Source organism: Orrella dioscoreae, assembly GCF_900089455.2.
GTDB classification, from domain to species: Bacteria; Pseudomonadota; Gammaproteobacteria; order Burkholderiales; family Burkholderiaceae_B; genus Orrella; species Orrella dioscoreae.
In genome coordinates, this window is sequence record NZ_LT907988.1 from 1,681,910 (window position 1) to 1,702,281 (window position 20,372).

Consider the following 20,372-nt stretch of genomic DNA (forward strand, 5'->3'; position numbering starts at 1 on the left):
TCAGTAGCGCATGCCGGCGGCGTTGTCGTCCAGGATCCGCGCGTACAGGGCATGGCGGGCCGGGTCGATCCGTCCCGCGGCCAAGGCCGCCAGCACGCCGCAGCCCGGCTCGTGGCGATGGGTGCAGTTATAGAAGCGGCATTGTTCGGCGGGCGCCGCGAATTCCGGGAAGCCGTGTTCGACCTCCTTGCTGGACAGGTGCTGCAGGCCGAAAGCCTGGAAGCCGGGGGAGTCGATCAGGTCCCCGCCCGGCGCGGGCAGGTGATACAGCCGCGTGCTGGTGGTGGTGTGCCTGCCGGTGTCCAGGGCCTGCGAGTGTTCACGCGTGGCCGCGCCCGCTTCGGGCGACAGCGCGTTGAGCAGGGTGGACTTGCCCATGCCGCTCTGGCCGAGCAGCAGATTGGTCTTTCCCGTCAGCCTGTCTGCTAGCGCCGCGCGCACGCCATTCGTATCGTGCGCCGAGAGCTCGATGACCGGGACCCCCAGTCCGGCCAGCGTGGCCAGCTTCTGCCGCGCCGCGGGCAGGCCCGCGGCAAGATCGCTTTTGTTCAGGACGATGACCGGCTCGATGTCGGCCGACCAGGCGCCCGCCAGGGCGCGCCCCAGCAGGTCCTCGGAAAACGTCGGCTCGACCGCGACCACGATCAGCAGCTGGTCGACGTTGGCGGCGAACTGCTTGCTGCGCATGTCGTCGGAGCGGTACAGCAGGTTGCGCCGCGTCTCCACGCTGTCCAGCGTGCCTTCGTCGCGGCCTTCCGGCCGCACGTTGACGTGGTCGCCCACCGCCGCGGCGCCGGCCTTCTTGCCGCGGGGATAGCACTGGCGCAGCGATCCGTCCTCGAACTCGACGATGTAATGGCGCCCGTGGGCGGAAATGACGCGACCGCGCAGCAGGGCTTGCGGGGCGCTCATTGCGCGACCAGATGGCGGATGCGGATGGCCGCGGGCGGATGGCTGTCGTAGAACGCCGAGTGCACGGGATCGGGGGTCAGGGTGGCGGCATTGTCGTCATACAGCTTGACCAGGGCGGACACCAGGTAGTCGGCGCGGCTTTGTTCGGCCGCGTAGCGGTCGGCCTGGAACTCGTCCTTGCGCGAGAACCAGCTGCCCAGCGGCGTGAAGGGGAAGGTGAAGACCGGCAGCACCAGGAAGAACAGGATGAGCGCCATGGCGTCGTTGCGCGCGGCGAGCTGGGGCAGCACGCCCAGCCCGGTATAGAACCAGACCTGCTGGCCCAGCCAGCCGAGCAGCGCGAAGACGGCCAGCGCGCCGCCCAGGCTGATGACGATGCGCTTGATGATGTGGCGGTGCTTGAAGTGGCCCAGTTCGTGGGCCAGCACGGCCTCGATCTCGTCGCCATTGAGCTTGGAGAGCAGCGTGTCGAAGAACACGATGCGGCGGGATTTGCCGAAACCCGTGAAGTAGGCGTTGCCATGGGCGGAGCGGCGCGAGCCGTCCATCACGAACAGGCCGTTGATGGAAAAGCCGCAGCGTTGGGCCAGGCGGTTGATGCGGTCGGCCAGTTCAGGGTCGGCCAGCGGCGTGAACTTGTTGAAGAGCGGGGCGATGACCGTCGGGAAAATCAGCAGGATCAGCAGGTTGAATGCCGCCCACACCGCCCAGGCCCACAACCACCACAGATGGCCGGCGCTGGCCATCAGCCAAAGCACCACGGCTGCCAGCGGCAGGCCCAGCAGTGCCGACACCAGCGTGCCCTTCAGCAGGTCCGACAGGAACAGGCCCGGCGTCATGCGGTTGAAGCCGAAGCGGGCTTCCAGCCGGAACTGGCGGTAGAGCGTGAAAGGCAGCCCCAGCGCGCCCAGCAGCAGGGCGACCAGGGTGATCAGGAGCAACTGGCGCGGCAGGTCGGCGCTGACCCAGTGCGCGGCAAGCTGGTCCAGCGCCTGCAGGCCGCCCAGCAGCGTCAGACCCACCAGGACGGCCGCGTCGAAGAGCCGCTCGATCATGCCCAGCCGCACACGCGCCACGGTGTAGTCGGCTGCGCGCTGGTGGCTGTGCAGGCCGATGCGCGACGCGAACTCGTCCGGCACCTGTGCGCGGTGCGAGGACACATGGCGGGTCTGGCGCGTGGCCAGCCAGAACTTGAGCATCACGTCCAGCGCGAGCATGGCCACGAAGAACAGGGAGAAGAGGGGAAGTGACGGTTGCATGCGGCCTGTGTGTGCGAAAATCCGGCGTTTTATAGGCGAATTATATGGCTCTGAATGAAAACCGCCTGATCTGGCTCGACATGGAAATGACGGGCCTGGATCCCGAGAAGGAACGCATCATCGAGGTGGCGGTCGTCGTGACCGAGCCCGATCTCACCGTGGTGGCCGAAGGCCCCGTGCTGGTCATCCACCAGTCCGACGCCCTGCTGGACGCCATGGACAGCTGGAACAAGGGCACCCACGGCAAAAGCGGCCTCATCGACAAGGTGAAGGCATCCACCGTGGACGAGGCGCAGGCGGAGGACCTCCTCATCGCCTTCCTGTCCGAGCACGTGCCCGCCGGCAAGTCGCCGCTGTGCGGCAACACCATCAGCCAGGACCGCCGCTTCATGTTCCGCTACATGCCGCGTTTCGAGGCGTTCTTCCACTACCGCAACCTGGATGTCAGCACCTTGAAGGAGCTGGCCCGCCGCTGGCGTCCCGACGTCTACAAGGGTTTCGACAAGAAGAGCCGCCACGAGGCCCTGGCCGATATCTACGAGTCGATCGAAGAGCTCAAGTACTACCGCGAGCACTTCCTGCGCGTCACGCCGTAGTCGCGGTGGCCGTTGGCGCCGCCACCGCGTGGCGGCGCACCACGTTGCGATACAGGCCATGCATCAGCACCGCCGCCAGCAACAGGCCCAGCGCGGCCAGTATCCACATGGCGCCGGCGCCGACAGGCGTGCCGGGCAGGACGTTCTGCTGCCAGCCGGCCAGTGCGCCCGCCTGCGGACCGAAACCCAGCCACCAGCCGCCCACCAGGCCCAGGCCTGCCAGGGCCAGCGCCTGGATCAGCATGGGCACGAAGGCGACCTTGTAGGCGCGCAGCAGGTAGGCATGCACGCACTGCATCGCGTCGGCCAGGTGGAAGGCGAAGATGACCGGCATGAGCGACAGCGTGATGGCGGCGACCTGCGTGTCGCTGGTGTAGGCGCGCACGATGTTGCCGCTCAGCCCGGCCAGCAGGCCCACTGTCAGCACGGCGCCGGCCAGGGCAACCAGCACGGCCATGCCGCCGGTGCGGCGCGCCAGCAGGCCATTGCCTGCGCCGATGGCCTGTGCAACCAGTGACGCGCCGGCCACGCCGATGGCCATGGGCATCATGTAGGTCAGCGCGGCCAGGTTCGACAGGATCTGGTGGCCGCCCGACACCACCGTGCCCTCGCGGGCGATCAGCAGCGCCATGAAGGTGAAGGCGCAGACCTCGATGAGATACGAACCGCCCATGGGCAGGCCCAGCCGCAGCAGGGTGCGCAGGGATTCCCATTGCGGACGGCCCAGGGTGGGGGCGAAGCGGCGGAAATGGCTGTCATGGCGCAGCAGCCAGAGCGCGACGGCCAGGCTGGTCCAGTAGACGATGGCCGAGGAAATGCCGGCGCCCACCGCGCCCAGCGCGGGCAGCCCGAACTTTCCATAGATCAGCAGCCAGTTGCACAGGGCCTTCAGGCACACGCCGCCCAGGTTGATGGCCATGACCACCTTGGGGCGCGAGATGGCCGTCCCGAATGCGTAGACCGTCCGGAACACGAGCGCGGCGGGCAAGGCCACCAGCAGTGCCTGCAGGTAGTGCCGGATGCGCTCGCGCACTTCCGGCGCCACGTCACCCGAGAAGGACAGCCAGACGTCGGGGAAGCAGAGCAGGAGTCCGCCCGCCGCCGACAGGCCCAGGGCCAGCCAGACGCCTTGGCCCCAGGCGCGTCCCGCCTCGTGCAGGCGGCCGGCGCCATAGTGCTGGGCGATGATGGGGATCAGGGCGTGGATCACGCCCATGAGCGACACGAAGACCGTCAGGTAGATGGAGACGCCCAGCGACATGGCCGCCAGGTCGGTGGGGCTGGCGTGGCCGGTCATGGCGGTGTCGAGCACGCCGAAGGCGATGCCCGCCCACTGGCTGATCAGGACGGGCCAGGCCTGGCGCAGGATATTGCGCAGGACGGCGCCCGTGCTGGCGCCGCCTGTGTCAGCCAGGGCGTTCATCGTGCCGACGGCAGCCGCAGCAGGCGGAACACTTCATGGCGGTCGGCGCGGCGCGCGCCTTCCCACAGCACGACAGGGTTGTCGCTGTGCGCGGCCGTGCCGTCGCGCAGGGCTTCGCGCGACGTCTGCTGCAGCACCAGCGTGCAGCGGGAGTCATACGTGAAGCTCAGCTTGTCGAACACCAGGAAGGACGCGCGCTGGCCGCTGCCCAGGCTGAGCCCACGCACGCATTCGCCGGGCTGCCGGTGGGTCTGGATGGCCTGGGCCAGTTCGGTGGAAACGGCACGGTAGCTGCGCGCGTAATCCACCGGCGGCATCCACAGCAGCACCAGCAGGAGCCAGGTGGCGCCCAGGCCGCAAGCCGAAAGCACGGTGCCGCGCCACAGGGCGGCGGGGCGGGTGCGCAGGCGCCAGCTGACCAGCGCGAACCAGGCGGCGGTCACGCCCAGCGCGAGCAGCGTGGCAAGCCAGGAAATGGATGGCTCGAATCCTGCCGTCTGGCGGGCAATGTTGTGCGCGATCTTGGGGGGCACGCCGAAATGCAGGGCCACCCACCCCAGCCAGACGGTGGCCAGGGTCAGGGAAAAGCACATCACCGCGAACCAGTCCAGCGTGTTGATCACGCCTCGGCGCAGCGTGGGCAGCGCGAAGGCGGCCAGCACGGCGCAGGGGACGACGAGCAGGATGAACTCGGGCTCGGACGGCTGCTGCATGAAAGGCAGCACGAGCAGCACGCCGGCCATCAGCGCGCCGGGCAGCAGGATGTGCGGCGCGGCGATCCAATTGCGCCAGCGCCACAGCGCCAGGAAGGCAAGCGGCCAGGTCGGCCACAGGAACCAGGGCAGGTCACGCAAGGTGCGGCCGATATCGCGCAGCGTGGGAAGGCCGAAGACCGACTCGTTCCATTGGCGCCAGCTGCGCATCCAGTAGTCGCCTTCCTGCGAGGCGGGCAGCCACCACAGCAGCACCAGCGTCAGCGCGAGCAGCAGCGGCCACATCAGCCAGCGCCGGGCCGCCCACAGCGCGCTGTGCGGCTGGAAGGCGAGGGGGATGGCGATGAGGATGGGCAGCGCGCCCGGCCAGGCCCGGGTCAGGAAGGCGGCAGCCAGCGCGAGGCCGAGCACGGTGGCCCCCAGGGCGGGCTTGTCCAGCATCCGGGCCAGGGCGTAATAGGCCAGCGCCTGGAACGCCATGATGGCGGGCACTTCGGATGTCTCGTGGGTGCGCCACAGGATGCCGGCCGTGGCAATGAGCAGCAGCAAGGACGCGTCGGCCAGCATGCGGCCATAGTCGCGCACGGTGGGTTCGCCGCCGAAAGGCAGGGCAAGCGGCTGGGCTTCCTTGCGGCGGCCCAGCAGGTAGGTGCCGTACCAGAGCGACCAGGCGGTCAGGCCGAACCACAGGATGTTGGGCACGCGCGCAGCGGGAATCTCGCCCATGAGCGGCGCCAGCAGCCAGACGCTGATGGCGCCGACCCAGGTGATCAGCGGGCCATCCTGGGCATAGGCCAGGTGGCCCACCTGCGGCAGCAGCCAGGCGCGGCTGCCTTCCTGCAGGGCGGTCAGCATGGTGGCCACCCCGACGACGTCGTCGGTTTTCCAGGGGTCGCGCAGGAACAGCCCGGCCAGGATATAGACCAGGGAGAGGCCGACCAGGATGTACCGGGGCAGCTTGACGGTCGCCGTGGCGGTCAGCCGGGCGGGGGTGGAGCGCGATGCAGGAGACACAGGCGTAATGTAACCGCAGGGTCGAAAAAAAGGACGGGGCAGAGGCCCCCGGGGACGGGCCTGGGAGGCCGGCGGAATGCGCGCAGGGCCTAAGGCGGGTCGGGAGGAAAAAAAGGCAGCCTGTCGGCTGCCTTTTTTCTTGCTGGCACCCGTGTTGCGGCGCCTGGGCGCGCGCAGGGGGTGCTCGGCGATGCCAGGATTCAGCCCTGGGCAGCAGCCTTCTTCGTGCCGGCGGTGCGGGCGAAGCGGGCGCGGAACTTCTCGACGCGGCCGGTCTCGACGATGCGGGTCTGGGCGCCGGTGTAGAAGGGGTGCGATTCCGAGGTCACGTCGCACTTGAACAGCGGATAGGTCTTGCCGTCGAGTTCGATCGTTTCACGCGAGTTCAGGGTGGAACGGGTGATGATCTTGCTGCCGGTGATGAGGTCGTGGAAGACCACTTCACGGTATTCGGGGTGGATGCCTTCTTTCATGGGATCGTCCTGGGGTTGGGCGGGTCGCCAGCCTGGCACGCCTTGGTTCCCGGGGCGACATCGCTGTCGCAATGCCTGGGAGGCGCCGCCGCGCGCCGGGATCATCAGGGATGGATCACGGCGCTGCGACATGAAACCTGGCCACGTATCCTGTGGGCTGGAAAAGTCAACCGTGGATTCTAGCATGGGGTTCCTGCCCGGGGAAGCCGCCATGTGGGGCGCAGGGCAGGCCAGGGCAGGAATGTGGCGTCGGGGCATCATGCCGGTGTTACATCAGGCCAAGCTCGGCCATGGAGATCGCCTGGCCGGCGCCAACCACCAGGTGGTCGAGCAGGCGGACGTCCACCAGCGCCAGCGCCTGGCGCAGTTGGCGGGTGAGGCGCTCGTCGGCAGCGCTGGGCTGGGGCGAGCCGGACGGGTGGTTGTGGGTCAGGATGAGCGCGGCGGCATGGTGGCGCAGGGCCGCGCGCACGACTTCCCGGGGGTAGACGGACGCCTGCGACAGGGTGCCGCGCGACAGCTCCTCGGCGGCGATCAGCCGCAACTGGTTGTCCAGGAACAACGCCATGCAGTGTTCCACCTTGCGGTGGCCGAGCAGCGCGATGCAGTAGTGCTTGACCCGCTCGGGCTGGCTGAGGGTGCTGCCCTGGGTCAGGGCCTCTTCCGTGGCGCGCCGGGCCAGTTCCAGCACGGCCGCCAGCTGGCAGGCCTTGGCCTGACCCAGGCCGCCTTGCGACAGCAGGGCGGCCAGGTCGGCCGACAGCAATGGCCGCAGGCCGCCGAAGTGGCCAAGCAGGCTGCGGCCCATCTCGACGGCGCTGCGCCCGGCCACGCCGGTGCGCAGCATGATGGCCAGCAATTCGGCATCCGTCAGGACCTGCGCGCCGTGGCGTAAAAGACGCTCGCGCGGGCGTTCTGCGGGCGGGGGAAGCGATCGGGCCATGGAGGCTTTAAAATCAGGGTTTGGTAACCGCGTTACGGTGACAGATTTTGACCGCCAGCCCCGCCCCCGAGAACATTTTGGTCCGTCCGGATTCCTACCTGACCCTGCACTACCGCATCGTGCTGGCGTCCGGTCCCGGAGAGGATTCCGTCTTTGCCGACACCTTCGATGGCCGGCCCGCCACGCTGCAGCTGGGCAGCGGGCAGTGGGCGCCCGGCATGGAGGCGGCACTCATCGGCCAGCCCGAAGGCGCGCGCTTCAGCTTCACGTTGCCGCCTGCCCAGGCCTACGGCGACCGCAATCCCGAGCTGGTGCAGATCGTCAGCCGCGAGATGCTGGCTCGCCACGCGGGTCCCGATACGACCTTCGATCCGGGCGACATGGTGGAATTCCCCGCGCCTGACGGCTCGCGCTATTCCGGCGTGCTGAAGGAGCTGCGCGACGAGTCTGCCGTCTTCGATTTCAACCATCCGCTCGCCGGCACGGCCTTGCGGGTGGATGTGGCCATCCTGGGGGTGCTCTGATGACTGTCGAAGCCAAGATCGAAGGCGCCGAGATCATGCTGGCGCAGCCGCGCGGCTTCTGTGCCGGCGTGGACCGCGCCATCGAGATCGTCGACCGGGCGCTGGTGCTGCATGGCGCGCCCATCTACGTGCGCCACGAGATCGTCCATAACCGCTATGTCGTGGAAGACCTGCGCGGCAAGGGCGCCATCTTCATCGACGAACTGCACGAGGCGCCCGCCGGCGCCATCGTGGTGTTCTCCGCGCATGGCGTCTCGCAGGCGGTGCGCCGCGAGGCGGCCGAGCGCCAGCTCCAGATCTTCGATGCCACCTGCCCCCTGGTCACCAAGGTGCATATCGAGGTGTCGCGCATGCGCGCGGCTGGCCGCGAGATCATCATGATCGGCCACAAGGGCCATCCGGAAGTCGAGGGCACGCTGGGCCAGGCCGATGGGGGCATGCACCTGGTCGAGACGGTCGAAGACGTGCATGGCCTGCAGGTGGCGGACCCCGAGAACCTGGCCTACGTCACGCAGACCACCTTGTCGGTGGACGATGCGGCGGCGGTGTCTAGTGCCCTGAAGGCGCGCTTCCCCTCCATCGTCGAGCCCAAGAAGAGCGACATCTGCTATGCCACCCAGAACCGCCAGGACGCGGTCAAGGTGCTGGCGCCGGCGTGCGACCTGGTGCTGGTGGTCGGCAGCCCCAACAGCTCGAACTCCAACCGCCTGCGCGAAGTGGCCGAGCGCCGCGGCACGCCCGCCTATCTGATCGACGGCGCGCATGCCATCGATCCGGCCTGGCTGGAGGGGCGCTCGCGTATCGGCATCACGGCGGGGGCGTCGGCGCCCGAGATCCTGGTGCGGCAGGTCATCGACCGGTTGAAGGAGTTGGGCGCGGTGTCGGTGCGCAAGATGCCCGGGCTGGAAGAGAACGTCTCGTTCCCGCTGCCCAAGGGGCTGTCCGACAAGTCCATGGCGCAGGCCGCTGGCACCGCGCCGGCCGCCGAGGGTTGACCCTCCCCGGGCTGTGTTGCGGGTTGCATTCCTTGTTCCGGCATGTGGGCCGGGCGTCCTGATGGCAGGTCTTCATGCTGCAGCTCTATAGCTACTCCCTCAGTTCCGCGGCCTACCGGGTGCGGATCGCATTGAACCTGAAGGCCTTGCCGCACGAGACGGTGCCCATCCATCTGCGCAAGGAGGGCGGCCAGCAGTTGCAGGCGGCCTACCGGGCCGTCAATCCGGCGGCGCTCGTGCCTGCATTGGTCGATGGCGACCTGACCTTGAGCCAGTCGCTGGCCATCATCGAATACCTGGAAGACACGCACCCGCAGCCCGCGCTGCTGCCGGCGGATCCGGCCGGGCGTGCGCGCGTGCGCGCGCTGGCGCTGTCCATCGCGTGCGACATCCATCCCTTGAACAACCTGCGGGTGTTGAAGTACCTGAAGAATGAATTGGGGGTGCAGGACGCGGCGCGCGACGACTGGTATCGCCATTGGGTGATGCTGGGCCTGGACGCGTTCGAGGCCGAGCTGGCGCGCTCGCCCGTGCAGGGCGCCTTCTGCCATGGCGACACGCCCACGCTGGCGGATATCTGCCTGGTGCCGCAATTGGCCAATGCGCGGCGTGTCGATTGCGACCTGTCCGGGCTGGTGCGCATCCTGCGCATCGAGGCGGCCTGCCAGGCGTTGCCGGCCTTTGCGAAGGCAGCGCCCGCCTTGCAGTCCGACGCGGGTTGAGCGAACGGGGCGTAGCGGAAATGGAAAAGGGGCAGTCCGTGAGGACTGCCCCTTTTGTCTTGCTTTTATCTTGGTGCCGGCAATAGGAGTCGAACCTACGACCTTCGCATTACGAATGCGCTGCTCTACCAACTGAGCTATGCCGGCGAAGCCATGCATTCTAGCACGATCTTTTGTCGCGTGTCGAAAGTCGGCAATGAAAGAAAGCGGGCGCCGCAGGTCGAAGTTTTTCTCCTCGATTTGCGCACCTTCGAAAAATAGTGCTATTATCTCGCTTCTCCAATTCCCCGATAGCTCAGTCGGTAGAGCGACGGACTGTTAATCCGCAGGTCACTGGTTCGAACCCAGTTCGGGGAGCCAAGATTTCAAAAGGGCGAACGCTTCAGGCGTTCGCCCTTTTGCCTTTCTGTGTCTCTGGTCGCATAAATCCATGCGCGACACATCCAGGCGCTGCATCCTCTGGACGCTACCTCTACGCCAACGCCATCCGATTGTGATCCGTCGTCGGCGCCACATTGCGGCGCAAGCGGTTGCGGTACGCCGCCTTGGCTCATGGAGCCGTTGGTCCGTCAGCGCGAGCGCCTGCTCGGTCTGGGCGCGCAGGCGTTTCGGCCACTTCTTGCGCACGAGCGGGCTGGCCGTCGGGCATGATGATCGCGAACGCCTCGCCGCCCAGGTTTGTCAGACGTCCGCGTCGTCGTCCTCGTCGCCGTCCAGGGTGTCGTAGCCGGTCCAGGTAAGACGCCAGCGCGTATCCACGACTGCGTCCATGCGCGTGACCAGGCCTGCGTCCTCCATGATGTGCAGGTGGTGCAGCACCCGTTCTTCGGAAATGGCGTCGGCGCCGGGGTGTTGCACGGCCGCCACCACTTCCGCGGTGCTGAGCCAGGCGGCCGGCGCGTCGCGCAGGCCTCCCAGGATGGTGACGACCAGGTCGAATTCTCGTTGCATGGCTGGAAACTCCGCTGGGCAGGCGCTGGAGGAGGGGCGCGAGCCCGGTTAAGACATTTTGGTTATTAACCGAATGATGGCCGTCGGGCGGCCGTTCCAAAAAATATAATGCAAGGTCGTGCTGGCTGCCTGTTTCCAGCGAATGACCGGATTGTGGGCTCGTGCTGCGCCGCCGCGATGCCTGAGGGTGCGCTTTCTATGTATATCTATGATGCCGTCGACCAGAAGCTGGTGGACGAACGGGTGGTCCAGTTTACGGGGCAGACGCGCCGCTTCCTGGATGGCCAACTGAGCGAAGACGAATTTCGCGTCCTGCGTCTGCAGAACGGACTGTACATCCAGCGCCATGCGCCCATGTTGCGCGTGGCCATCCCTTACGGCCTGCTGGCGTCGCGGCAGTTGCGCATGCTGGCCCACATCGCCCGCACCTGGGACCGTGGCTATGGCCATTTCAGCACACGCCAGAACATCCAGTTCAACTGGCCCGCGCTGGAAAACGTGCCGGAAATCCTGGCAGCGCTGGCCTCGGTGCAGATGCATGCCATCCAGACCAGCGGCAATTGCATCCGCAACACCACCACCGACCATTTCGCCGGCATCGCGACCGACGAGATCGTGAATCCGCTGGTCTGGTGCGAAATCATCCGCCAGTGGTCCACGCTGCATCCCGAATTCGCCTTCCTGCCGCGCAAGTTCAAGATCGCCGTCAGCGGCGCGCGCCATGACCGTGCCGCCGTCGGCGTGCACGACATCGGCCTGCATGCCGTCGAGCGTGACGGCGAGGTCGGTTTCCGCGTCTGGGTGGGCGGCGGCCTGGGCCGCACGCCCATCGTGGGCAAGCTCATCAATCCTTTCGTGCGCTGGCAGGATCTGCTGACCTACCTGCAGGCGACGCTGCGCGTCTACAACCTGCACGGCCGGCGCGACAACAAGTACAAGGCCCGCATCAAGATCCTGGTGAAGGACCTCACGCCCGAGGCCTTCGCCCAGCAGGTCGACGAGGTCTGGCAGGCCTTGCGCAATGGTCCCGACACCATCACGCAGGAAGAGCTGGACGTCGTGGCCAGCCGCTTCACCTGGCCCGAGTATGACGCCGCGGCCGCCAGCGACGATGACCAGACCGAGGCGCTTGCCGCGGCGGATCCCGCCTTTGCCCGCTGGCTGCGCACCAATGTCCATGCGCACCGTGCGCCGGGCTATGCCGCGGTCACCGTGTCGCTGAAGCCCACCGGCGTGCCGCCGGGCGACATCACTGCCGACCAGATGGACAGCGTCGCCGACCTGGCCGACCGTTATGGCTACGGCGAACTGCGCGTCTCGCACGAACAGAACCTCATCCTGGCCGACGTGCGCCGCAGCCGCCTGCATGACTTGTGGCAGGAGCTGAAGGCGCTGAACCTGGCGACGGCCAACATCGGCCTGCTGACCAACATCATCGCCTGTCCCGGCGGCGATTTCTGTGCGCTGGCCAACGCCGTCTCGATTCCGGTGGCCGAGGCCATCCAGCGCCGCTTCGACAACCTCGATTACCTGCACGACATCGGCGAGCTCGACCTGAACATCTCCGGCTGCATCAATTCCTGCGGGCATCACCACGTCGGCCATATCGGCATCCTCGGCGTCGACAAGGCGGGCGAGGAGTGGTATCAGGTCACCCTGGGCGGTCGCCAGAACGGCGCCGACAAGCCCTATGCCGACATCGATTCCACGCGCGGCGCGGGGGCCGCCATCGGCCGCATCATCGGTCCTTCGTTTGCCCGCGAACAGGTGGCCGACGTCGTGGCCAAGCTCATCGATACCTACCTGCGCCTGCGCGACGGCGATGCCGAGCGCTTCATCGACGTGGTCGACCGCGTCGGCATCGATCCCTTCAAGCAGGATGTCTATGCCGATCCCGGGCTGGCCAAGCCCAAGCAGCGCGAGGAGGCCGCCCATGTCTGACGTCCTGACCCAGGCGGATGCCGCCACCCTGATCCGTGGCGGTGCGCTGCAGTCCAACGACTGGCGCCTGCACGCGGCCGAAGAGGGTGGCGCCTTGCCGGCCGACGAACCCGGCTGGATCGTGTCCCTGCCCGATTGGCTGGCGCACCGGGATGCCTTGCGTGCCCGCGCGCATCCGGTGGGCGTGCTGCTCGCGCCCGACGCGGATCCCGCCGTGCTGGCGGATGCCGATGGACGCATCGATCCGCAAGGACTGGCTTTCCTGGCCGTCGACTTCCCGGTCTATACCGATGGACGCGGTTACTCCATCGCGCAGATCCTGCGAGGCGAACTGGGCTGGCGCGGGGAGTTGCGCGCCACGGGCGACGTCATGATCGACACCATCTACTACCAGGCGCGTTGCGGCTTCGACAGTTTCGCGGTCAAGCCCGGCCATGATCCCCAGAAGGCGCTGGACGCGCTGGCCACGTTTTCGGTGGTCTACCAGGACGCCTATCCCAAGCCCCAGGCCCGGCCGGTGGCGTGAGCCAGGCGGGGGGCGGGCCGGCGCCGGCCGACCGGCGCATCCCCCTGGTCGTCGTCACGGGTTTCCTGGGCAGCGGCAAGACCACGCTCGTCAACCGGCTCCTGCGCGAGCCGGGCTTGCGCGAGACGGCCGTCGTGGTCAACGAGCTGGGCAGCATTGCCGTCGACCATCACCTCTTGCGCGTGTCCGAGGGCGGCGTTGCCTTGCTGGAAGGCGGCTGCGTCTGTTGCAGCCTGCGCGGCGAGCTCAGCGAGACCCTGCGTGACCTGTTCATGCAGGCGCTGCAGCGCCGCATTCCTGCTTTTTCCCGCGTGTTGCTCGAGACCACCGGCATGGCGGATCCCGCGGCCGTGCTGTTCACCTTGCGCCACGATCCCTTCCTGGTCGAGCGCTATGCCTATGCCGGCACCGTCATGACGCTCGATGCCGTGCATGGCGCCGGCCAGCTGTCGGCCCAGCCGGAGGCTTCCCGCCAACTGGCGCAGGCGGATCTGGCCGTGCTGACCAAGACGGATCTGGCGACCCCTGCGCAGCGGGCGGAAACCATGGCGGCCATGGCGCGGCATCATCCGGGCTTGCGGGCCGTAACGGCGGATACCGTCCAGTCGTGGCGGGGCACCCTGGATGCCCTGGGCCCATATCGGCAGGCCGGGCCCGGCAGTGGCTGGCAGGGGTGGCTGGGCCTGTCTGGCGTGAGGGCCGTGGCCCCGGCATCGCATGCAGGCGTCCGGGTCATCAGCCTGCCTGTCCCGGGCGCCTTGCACGCGGGCCGTTTCCTGGCGGGGCTGGCGGCGTTGCAGGATGCGCACGGCGAGGCCATCCTGCGGATCAAGGGCCTGCTGCGTTTCTCCGGGCAGGCCGTCACGCAGGTGCTGCATGGCGTGCACAAGCAGCGTTATCCCCTGGCGCCGGTGCCCAGCGAAAAGGCAGGCAAGGCCCTGGGGCTGGTGCTCATCGTGCGAGGGTCGCCTGCCGAATCGCGGGCCATCGAGGCGCGTGCCGAGGCCCTGCTGCGGGAATGCGCCACGCCCGATTGAGCGGGTCGGGGAAACGTGGTGAAAAGACCCTCATGCCGCGCCGGGTGAAAAGCAGTGCTGCGCCTTTACACATGGCGCGAGCTTGGAGTTATACTGGCCCAAGAGTTAAGAGCTTTTCGGCAATTCCGCTGTCGTTTGCCGTGGCAAGACAGCATTGCCCTGGCAAGACAGCATCTGGTGCCGCGACAAGGTCGCCGCCAAGGAACCAGCAAGAACGTTTCGTTTCTTGCCAGGCCGGCAATCCCGGGCAAACTGCCTGGGGCTGGGCAATAACCAAAAAGGCGCAGGTCACGAACCCGCGCAGTTCTGCCCAAGAGGCGCCTGCCAGGGAGATGTCCCGGGAAGCGCCTCCCACTACCCAAGCATTTTCGTTGTGCCGTCGCGTTCTTCCGCGTTTTTTTCGCGTTTTGCGCACGTTGTCATTGTCGTGCCGTGATGCACGATCTCGTTCCTTGCATGTCGTGTCGCAAGTCCTGCGGCCTGTGCCACGCCTCATCCCTGTCATGGATGGCCGGGCAGGGCGGGCGGGATGGCGCTGCAGGCGTGCAGGCCCCGGGGTCGCTTGCACGCCAGGACCGGGCTCCTGCCCCATCCGCCCTTGCTGATATCGACGCCTTTGCGCGCTTTCCATTTAGAGCTGTACACGTTGAGCCTGTTTCCCATTCCTGTCCGTGCGGCGGCGCAAGCCGGGCCGGGGCGTGGCCGCGCCCTGCGCGCGGACATGGGCTCGCTCACGTATTTGCTCAGTGATTTGCTCAGCGATCCGACCCGGCAGGCAGGGGCTTGCCGCTGGACGGCGCAAGCAGGCGTCAAGCGTGGCGAAAAATTGGGGAAGGGAGCGTGCCCTGAGGCCGGGCTGGAATCTGTGCTGTTGCGTGCCGCGCAAACTGCAAACCGGGTTGCGGGCCGGGGGGTGAACCCCCTGCATGGCGGGCACGACAAAGGAATTTGGTTGCGGGGGCAGGATTTGAACCTACGACCTTCGGGTTATGAGCCCGACGAGCTGCCAGACTGCTCCACCCCGCGTCTGAGAGGCAGCATTCTACACGAGCCGGGCAAGACGAGCAAAACGTCTGCCCGTGGCAGGTTGAACAAAGGGTGCATGTACCGATGAACGAAAGTCAGGCCATTTCGGTTCTCGAAACCGCTTTACTGTGCGCGCAGCAACCCATGCAGGTGGCGGAGTTGCGCAGGTTGTTCACCGAGGATGAGGTCGAGCAGATCCCGTTGGCGGGTTTGCTGGATCAACTGGCCCAGCAATGGGAGCCCAAGGGGCTGGCCCTGGTCCAGCTGGCCAGTGGCTGGCGTTTCCAGAGCCGGCCCGAAATGCAGCGCTTCCTGGAGCGCCTCAATCCTGAAAAGCCGCCGCGTTATTCGCGCGCCGTGCTGGAAACCCTGGCCATCATCGCGTGGCGCCAGCCGGTGACGCGGGGCGACATCGAGGACATCCGCGGCGTGACGGTGTCTTCGCAGATCATCAAGTCGCTCGAGGATCGCGGTTGGATCGAAACCATCGGCCATCGCGACGCGCCGGGCAGGCCTGCCTTGTTGGGCACCACGCGCCAGTTCCTCGATGATCTGGGCCTGCGCGCGCTGGATGAGCTGCCTGAGCTGGATCCGCAGCAGGCGCAGGCGGAGCTGGGTGGCTTGGCGTTCACGCAGGCGCTCGAGGCCGTGCTGCCGGGCGCGGGCGCCTTGCCGCAGGATGCCGAGAGCCAGCAGGAAGACACCCTGGCGGATGCCGAAGCCGTGAGTGCTGATGCGACAGGGGCTGCCGGCGACGGCGAGGCGCCCCGGTCGGAAGGAGATGGCGGCGTGGATGACATGCATGAATCAGCCGAGCCCGGCGCGCCCGAGCCCGTGCCGGCACCGCAGCCTGCGACCGTGCCCCAGCCGGACCCCGAGCCTCGGCCTGATGCGCCGCCTGGCTGGACGCCGCCGGCGGAACCCGAGGTTGCGCCCGTGCCGCAGCCCGACGAAATCCCTGGGGAGTCGCCTGATGAAGTGGCGCCCCCGCAAACCGATGAAGTGGAGCTTCCGCGCCCCGGCGCCTCGGAAGTCCCGACCAGAAGCTAAAAGAGAACGGAGTCTTCGTGACCATGAATGAATCGACGCAGGATGCCTTGCCGCAGGTTGAGGATGGCGCCTCGCAGGATGGCGCGGGTGGCGCGCCCAAGGGCCGTGGCCGCAAATTGCGCACGCCTTTCCGCCGCCGCCGCACCGACGCGTCGGCGGGTGATGCCGCCACGGCCCAAACCGCCGAGGCGGCGCCTGCTGCCGACGCGCCGCCCGCCGAGGGACGTCCGCGCCGCCGCAAGGGAAATTCCCCGCGCTCGGGCGAGGCCCACTCGGCCCAGCCCCTGCCGCAAGAGACTCGCGAGTCCGAGCAGGAGGCCGACAATGCCTTGTCGTACCTGGAGCGGTCGGTTCGCACCGAGCAGCGCCTGAACAAATACCTGTCCAGCGACGCGGCCATGCCCAAGCTGCACAAGGTGCTGGCGGACGCCGGCGTCGGGTCGCGCCGTGAAATGGAAGAACTGATCGTGGCCGGTCGCGTATCGGTCAACGGCGAGCCTGCCCACATCGGCCAGCGCGTCGGGCCGACCGACCAGGTGCGCGTGAACGGCAAGATCGTCTCGCGTCCCAATGCCAAGAAGCCGCCGCGCATCATCCTGTATCACAAGCCCGCGGGCGAAATCGTCAGCCACGATGATCCGGGTGGCCGTGCCAGCGTGTTCTCGCGCCTGCCGCCGGTACGCAACGGCAAGTGGCTTTCCGTGGGGCGGCTGGACCTGAATACCGAAGGCCTGCTGATCTTCACGACCTCGGGTGACCTGGCCAACCGCCTGATGCATCCCCGCTACGGCGCCGAGCGCGAGTACGCGGTGCGCGTGCTGGGCGAGATGGACGAGGCGCAGCGCCGTTCGCTCGTCGAGGGCATCGAGCTGGAAGATGGTCCGGCTGCTTTCGGCAGCATGGAATTCCTGGGGGGCGAGGGCAGCAATCGCTGGTATCGCGTGACCCTGAATGAAGGCCGCAATCGCGAGGTGCGCCGCATGTTCGAGGCGGTGGGCGTCACGGTCAGCCGCCTGATCCGCACCCGTTTCGGTGACGTGGTGCTGCCATCCAACCTGCGTCGTGGTCGCTGGGAGGATGTCGACGCCTCGCTGGTGACGGCCCTGATGGTGCAGTTGGGCCTGTTGCGTGACGAGAGCGACGAGGAGCGCCGTCCGCGCCAACCCACCTCGCATGACAGTGCGTTGCCGCCGGGCTTCGGCACGATGGAGCGCAATGGTATGAGCGGCGCGCGCATCGGCCGCCGCGGCACGCTACAGGGCGGCCGCAAGGGCGGCGCGCAGTCCGGCACGGCCGATCCGTTCACGACGGGGCTGATGTTCTCGGGCGGTTATGCCAATGGCCATCCGCTCGGTGGTGCGTCGGACAAGCCCGCCGGCCGGGGCGCCGGCGGTGGCAACAAGGCGGGTGGCAATGCCAATGGCAACCGGAAACCCCGTGGCAAGCCGGTGGGTGCTGGCGCAGGCGCCGGCCCCAAGGCGGCTGGCAAGGCGGGCGGCAAGCCGGGGGCGAAGTCTGCTGCCGGTGGCAAGCCGGGCGCGCGCAAGTCGGCCAAGCCGGCTGCGGGGGCTGAAGGTCAGAAGCCCGCCCGCGGCCAGGGTTCGCAAGGTGCCAAGGGTCAGGGCCCGAGGGGGCAGGGCCAGGGCGCCAAAGGGCAGGGCGGCGCGAACGGCAACAAGGCGTCCAAGCCGCGCGCGCCGCGTGCGCGCAACGGCAACGGCGGCGGTGGTGGCGCCCGCGGTGATGACTGGCAGCCTCGCGGCGCCTCGGCGCACGAGTCGCGCCTGGGTGTGATGGGCGGGCGCGGCGCGCGCTGACGCACCGGGCAGGATGCTGGCAGTGACGGGAAGGGCCCCACGCTGCGCCCTTCGGCTTGCTGCCCCCCGAGGGGCTGTCTTTTGTCTTGGGACGGCCCGGCGACAAAAGGGACGGGGTCCGAGCGTGGCCCTGTTTTCGTAAACCCGTGACGGGGAAGGCAAATTTCCGTTTTTCTGCTAGAATCAATGGTTTTCTCGGCTTGCGAGTATTTTCCGCAAGCCTTGCGAGTGGGCCGGTGGTAGGCCAATGCGCAGCGCACTGTGCCGCAATCACGGCAGCGCGGCGCTGACAAGAACGATGAATCGGGACGCTTCTGGCGTTCCTCCAAGGTTCTGACCAAGCCTGGCGGCGGCAGTGGTGTCGCGGCATCGCAGCCTTTCCGGCTGCATGCAATGCAGGGTAAGTGCAACGTGGGCTGGGTAAACAGCCCTTTTTTTTTATATATATGGCAGATCTGTACGCATTGACCGAACAGGCGCTGGCCGGCATGGATGTCGAGCTCGTGGAAGTCGAGCGCGCCGCGCTGGGCCTGCTGCGTGTCACCATCGATCGCCCCGAAGGGGTGCGGATCGAGGATTGCGAGCGCGTGACGCGCCAGCTGTCGCGTGTGTTCGAAGTCGAGAATATCGATTACCGCCGGCTGGAAGTCGGTTCTCCCGGCGTTGACCGTCCCTTGCGCAACGAGGCTGATTTGCGCCGGTTCGCGGGTGAGCGCGTCGAGATCAAGCTGCGCGAGGCAGTCGACAGCCGCAAGGTCTTTTCGGGCAAGTTGTTGGCCGAGGCGGCTGCGGCCGAGGGCCAGGAGCCTGCCGGTGCGTCGACGTTCGGTCTGGAATTTGAGGCAAAGAAGGGCGAGGTCCAGGTGCTGAGTTTCACGTTCGAGGATATCGAGCGTGCCAAGCTGGATCCCGTCCTGGATTTCAAGGGCAAAAAGCGATGAGTCGCGAAATTCTTCTGTTGGTCGACGCGCTGGCGCGTGAAAAGAACGTGGCGCGTGACGTGGTCTTCGAGGCGCTGGAAGGCGCCTTGGCCTCGGCCATGAAAAAGCGTTTCAAGGACGACGCGGACATCCGCGTCGCGATCGACCGCAACTCCGGTGACCACGAAGGGTTCCGCCGCTGGCTGGTCGTGCCCGACGAGGCCGGCCTGCAGGAGCCGGATCGCGAAGAGCTGTTCTCGGAAGCCGAGGAAATCGTCCCCGGCATCCAGGTCGGTGAATACATCGAAGAGCCGCTCGAGCCGGTGGAGTTCGGCCGCATCGGCGCCCAGGCGGCCAAGCAGGCGATCCTGCAGAAGATCCGCGATGCCGAGCGCGAGCAGGTGTTGAACGACTTCCTCGATCGTGGCGAGACCATCGTGTCCGGCACGGTCAAGCGCATGGACAAGGGCGACTACATCATCGAGACGGGCAAGATCGAAGCCCGCCTGCCGCGCCAGGAAATGATCCCGAAGGAAAACCTGCGGGTCGGCGACCGCGTGCGGGCTTTCGTGCTGAAAGTCGACCACACCCTGCGCGGCCAGCAGGTCATCCTGTCGCGCACCTCGCCCGACTTCATCCGCCAGCTGTTCGAGAACGAAGTGCCCGAGATCGAGCAGGGCCTGCTCGAGATCAAGGCTGCTGCCCGTGATGCAGGCGTGCGCGCCAAGATCGCCGTCATCGCCTATGACAAGCGCATCGACCCGATCGGCACCTGCGTCGGCATGCGCGGTTCGCGCGTCACCGCCGTGCGCAACGAGCTGGGCGGCGAACAGGTCGACATCGTGCTGTGGTCGGAAGATCCCGCGCAGTTCGTCATCGGCGCGCTGGCCCCGGCCAACGTCGAGTCCATCGTGGTCGATGAAGACAAGCACGCGATGGACGTGGTGGTCGACGAGGAAAACCTGCCCAAGGCCATCGGTGCCAAGGGCCAGAACGTGCGCCTGGCGTCCGAGCTGACCGGCTGGCAGATCAACATCATGACGCCGGAAGAAAGCCTGAACCGCCAGGAGTCCGAGCGCGCCAACCTGCGTGCCACGTTCATGAGCAAGCTGGACGTGGACGAGGAAGTCGCCGACATCCTGATCGACGAAGGCTTCACGGGCCTGGAAGAAATCGCCTACGTGCCCATGCAGGAACTGCTCGAGATCGAAGCCTTCGACGAAGACACGATCAACGAGCTGCGCACCCGTGCGCGCAACGCCCTGCTGACCGAGGCGATCGCCCAGGAAGAACTGAAGGAAACCGCGCAAGACCTGCTGAGCCTCGAGGGCGTGACGCCCGAGCTGGTGGCGAAGCTGGCCGAGAACGGCGTGAGCACGCGTGATGACCTGGCCGAACTGGCGAGCGACGAACTGGCCGAGCTGGCCGGCGTCAGCGACGACGAGGCCAGCGAGCTCATCATGCGCGCCCGTGCGCACTGGTTCGAGGACGACAAGCCGGCCGGGGCCTGAGTGCCATGCGGTCTGCTGT

The 20,372-nt window shown here is 67.3% G+C and carries 18 protein-coding genes and 3 tRNA genes; 12 read left to right on the forward strand and 9 right to left on the reverse strand.

Annotated features, from left to right (window positions below):
• Together rsgA and ODI_RS07850 are read right to left on the reverse strand one after the other, a co-directional pair.
• Positions 1-912 (reverse strand): ribosome small subunit-dependent GTPase A, encoded by a 912-nt coding sequence (gene rsgA / locus ODI_RS07845; protein WP_067759588.1) that lies wholly within the window; start codon positions 910-912, stop codon positions 1-3.
• The gene (locus tag ODI_RS07850) at positions 909-2,171 is read right to left on the reverse strand and encodes a M48 family metallopeptidase (RefSeq protein WP_067759586.1); all 1,263 of its coding nucleotides are present in this window, start codon (positions 2,169-2,171) and stop codon (positions 909-911) included. The genes rsgA and ODI_RS07850 overlap by 4 nt, the downstream gene beginning before the upstream one ends.
• 44 nt (positions 2,172-2,215) lie before the next feature.
• On the opposite strand from ODI_RS07850, the gene orn reads away from it, so the two are divergent.
• Positions 2,216-2,767: an oligoribonuclease gene (gene orn, locus ODI_RS07855; RefSeq protein ID WP_067759584.1), complete on the forward strand. Its 552-nt coding sequence runs from the start codon at positions 2,216-2,218 to the stop codon at positions 2,765-2,767.
• Here orn and ODI_RS07860 read toward each other — a convergent pair.
• The 4 genes from ODI_RS07860 to radC all read right to left on the reverse strand — a co-directional run bounded on the left by ODI_RS07860 (position 2,757) and on the right by radC (position 7,333).
• On the reverse strand, positions 2,757-4,190 hold the full coding sequence (locus ODI_RS07860; protein WP_067759582.1) for an MATE family efflux transporter: 1,434 nt from the start codon (positions 4,188-4,190) through the stop codon (positions 2,757-2,759). The genes orn and ODI_RS07860 overlap by 11 nt on opposite strands.
• A complete protein-coding gene (locus tag ODI_RS07865) occupies positions 4,187-5,917 on the reverse strand; it encodes a glycosyltransferase (protein ID WP_067759581.1) in 1,731 nt (576 codons plus the stop codon). The genes ODI_RS07860 and ODI_RS07865 overlap by 4 nt, the downstream gene beginning before the upstream one ends.
• A 200-nt stretch (positions 5,918-6,117) precedes the next feature.
• Complete coding sequence (locus ODI_RS07870; RefSeq protein WP_067759579.1) at positions 6,118-6,390, reverse strand: type B 50S ribosomal protein L31; 273 nt, start codon at positions 6,388-6,390, stop codon at positions 6,118-6,120.
• 268 nt (positions 6,391-6,658) lie between these two features.
• Complete coding sequence (gene radC / locus ODI_RS07875; protein WP_067759578.1) at positions 6,659-7,333, reverse strand: RadC family protein; 675 nt, start codon at positions 7,331-7,333, stop codon at positions 6,659-6,661.
• A 47-nt stretch (positions 7,334-7,380) separates the two neighbouring features.
• Between radC and ODI_RS07880 the strand changes: the two genes are divergently transcribed.
• The 3 genes from ODI_RS07880 (at position 7,381) to maiA (ending at position 9,574) form a co-directional block, all read left to right on the forward strand.
• Positions 7,381-7,857, forward strand: a complete 477-nt coding sequence (locus ODI_RS07880; RefSeq protein ID WP_067759575.1) for an FKBP-type peptidyl-prolyl cis-trans isomerase — start codon at positions 7,381-7,383, stop codon at positions 7,855-7,857.
• Entirely contained in the window at positions 7,857-8,852 is a 996-nt protein-coding gene (gene ispH, locus ODI_RS07885; RefSeq protein ID WP_067759572.1) for a 4-hydroxy-3-methylbut-2-enyl diphosphate reductase, read from the forward strand. The genes ODI_RS07880 and ispH overlap by 1 nt, the downstream gene beginning before the upstream one ends.
• A 77-nt stretch (positions 8,853-8,929) precedes the next feature.
• Positions 8,930-9,574: a maleylacetoacetate isomerase gene (gene maiA / locus ODI_RS07890; protein ID WP_067759831.1), complete on the forward strand. Its 645-nt coding sequence runs from the start codon at positions 8,930-8,932 to the stop codon at positions 9,572-9,574.
• 71 nt (positions 9,575-9,645) lie between these two features.
• Here the strand turns inward: maiA and ODI_RS07895 are convergent.
• A tRNA-Thr gene (locus tag ODI_RS07895) sits at positions 9,646-9,721 on the reverse strand.
• A gap of 137 nt (positions 9,722-9,858) precedes the next feature.
• On the opposite strand from ODI_RS07895, the gene ODI_RS07900 reads away from it, so the two are divergent.
• Positions 9,859-9,934: transfer RNA gene (locus tag ODI_RS07900), tRNA-Asn, on the forward strand.
• Between the two features lie 321 nt (positions 9,935-10,255).
• Here ODI_RS07900 and ODI_RS07905 read toward each other — a convergent pair.
• Complete coding sequence (locus tag ODI_RS07905) at positions 10,256-10,525, reverse strand: hypothetical protein (protein ID WP_067759570.1); 270 nt, start codon at positions 10,523-10,525, stop codon at positions 10,256-10,258.
• A 198-nt stretch (positions 10,526-10,723) separates the two neighbouring features.
• On the opposite strand from ODI_RS07905, the gene ODI_RS07910 reads away from it, so the two are divergent.
• From ODI_RS07910 to ODI_RS07920, 3 genes are read left to right on the forward strand one after another with little or no spacing between them, the layout of a single operon-like run.
• A complete protein-coding gene (locus tag ODI_RS07910) occupies positions 10,724-12,466 on the forward strand; it encodes a nitrite/sulfite reductase (RefSeq protein WP_067759568.1) in 1,743 nt (580 codons plus the stop codon).
• Positions 12,459-12,992: a DUF934 domain-containing protein gene (locus tag ODI_RS07915; protein ID WP_067759565.1), complete on the forward strand. Its 534-nt coding sequence runs from the start codon at positions 12,459-12,461 to the stop codon at positions 12,990-12,992. The genes ODI_RS07910 and ODI_RS07915 overlap by 8 nt, the downstream gene beginning before the upstream one ends.
• Positions 12,989-14,029, forward strand: coding sequence for a CobW family GTP-binding protein (locus tag ODI_RS07920; RefSeq protein ID WP_067759562.1), 1,041 nt, complete (start codon positions 12,989-12,991; stop codon positions 14,027-14,029). Before ODI_RS07915 ends, ODI_RS07920 begins: the two co-directional genes overlap by 4 nt.
• Before the next feature lie 949 nt (positions 14,030-14,978).
• Here the strand turns inward: ODI_RS07920 and ODI_RS07925 are convergent.
• Positions 14,979-15,055: transfer RNA gene (locus tag ODI_RS07925), tRNA-Met, on the reverse strand.
• Between the two features lie 84 nt (positions 15,056-15,139).
• On the opposite strand from ODI_RS07925, the gene scpB reads away from it, so the two are divergent.
• The 4 genes from scpB to nusA all read left to right on the forward strand — a co-directional run bounded on the left by scpB (position 15,140) and on the right by nusA (position 20,353).
• Positions 15,140-16,105, forward strand: coding sequence for an SMC-Scp complex subunit ScpB (gene scpB / locus ODI_RS07930; RefSeq protein ID WP_067759560.1), 966 nt, complete (start codon positions 15,140-15,142; stop codon positions 16,103-16,105).
• 23 nt (positions 16,106-16,128) lie between these two features.
• Entirely contained in the window at positions 16,129-17,922 is a 1,794-nt protein-coding gene (rluB, locus tag ODI_RS07935) for a 23S rRNA pseudouridine(2605) synthase RluB (RefSeq protein WP_067759557.1), read from the forward strand.
• Between the two features lie 446 nt (positions 17,923-18,368).
• Positions 18,369-18,863 (forward strand): ribosome maturation factor RimP, encoded by a 495-nt coding sequence (rimP, locus tag ODI_RS07940; RefSeq protein WP_067759555.1) that lies wholly within the window; start codon positions 18,369-18,371, stop codon positions 18,861-18,863.
• Positions 18,860-20,353 carry a transcription termination factor NusA gene (gene nusA / locus ODI_RS07945; RefSeq protein WP_067759553.1) on the forward strand — a complete coding sequence of 498 codons (1,494 nt, stop codon included), beginning with the start codon at positions 18,860-18,862 and terminating at the stop codon, positions 20,351-20,353. Before rimP ends, nusA begins: the two co-directional genes overlap by 4 nt.
• The last annotated feature ends 19 nt before the right edge of the window (positions 20,354-20,372 follow it).